The organism is Spiroplasma endosymbiont of Megaselia nigra (genome assembly GCF_003987485.1).
In the GTDB taxonomy this organism is placed as follows: Bacteria; Bacillota_I; Bacilli_A; order Mycoplasmatales; family Mycoplasmataceae; genus Spiroplasma.
Map to the genome: position 1 here is coordinate 1 of NZ_RCOO01000288.1, position 985 is coordinate 985.

The window sequence follows — 985 nt, forward strand, 5'->3', positions numbered from 1 at the left end:
CTATTTTTGTCGGTGTTGTTTCCCTGTGTTTCAAAACAAACGCACCACTAGATGTTCCAAAATAAATGTTGTTTGAACTATCAATTGCAAGTGAAGAAACAGAAATAAGGGCATCAATACCATCAATTTTGGTTGGTGTTGTTGCACCCTGTTTCAACACAAATGTCACTTCCATATTAGATTTAATATAATAAATGTTGTCGTTGTTATCAACAGCAAGTGAAAACATATTATCATTTACTCTATTTATTTTTGCTGGTGTGTCTGAACCATAAACTAAGTTATATAAACCCTTGTTTGTTGCAATAAAAAGGTTATCTTTGTTATCAACAGCAAGTGATTGAATATTATCTTTTATTCCATTTATTTTTGTTGGTGTTGTTTCCCTGTGTTTCAAAACAAATAACTTATCACTCAACACAAAATAAACATTATCTTTACTATCAATTGCAGGATAAAAAATACTCTTTCCAATACCATTAATTTTTTTTAATGGTACATAATCGTTGTTTGAGTTAGATGACAATGTACTAACATCGCGTTTTACACGAGTTAGTGTTGTGTTAGCAAGCAACGGTGCGGGTATGCTCGCTGTCAAGGTTAATATTGTTAATAGACTTAAAAGTTTTTTCATTACTGTGTTTCCTTTCTGAATTCTCTTTTTAACAAAAAAAGAGAATAGCACCACCGCACTATTCCCACAAGCAATTTCCAACATATTTCAAAGTAGTATCACAAAAATACCACCAAGAAATATGTTAAAATTGTCTGTGGAAACGCTAGTTTCCGCTAGTGTTTCCACGATAGTAATTTATTTGACGATAAATTACTATCACTAATTTTTATTAAAAATATATAATTACATAAATATTATATTACTATAAAAAAAATTGTTTATAGTTTTTTCTTTTCTAAAACTTTACTAACTAGGATAAAAATGAAAAGATTTGATATTTAATACACTTGGGCTAGGTACCAAAAATAA

1 pseudogene is annotated in these 985 nt (G+C 29.2%); it reads right to left on the reverse strand.

The annotated features are described in order from the left end of the window. Positions 1 to 634 (reverse strand): annotated as a pseudogene (locus D9R21_RS06715) (hypothetical protein); the annotation flags it as partial. Positions 635 to 985 lie beyond the last annotated feature (351 nt).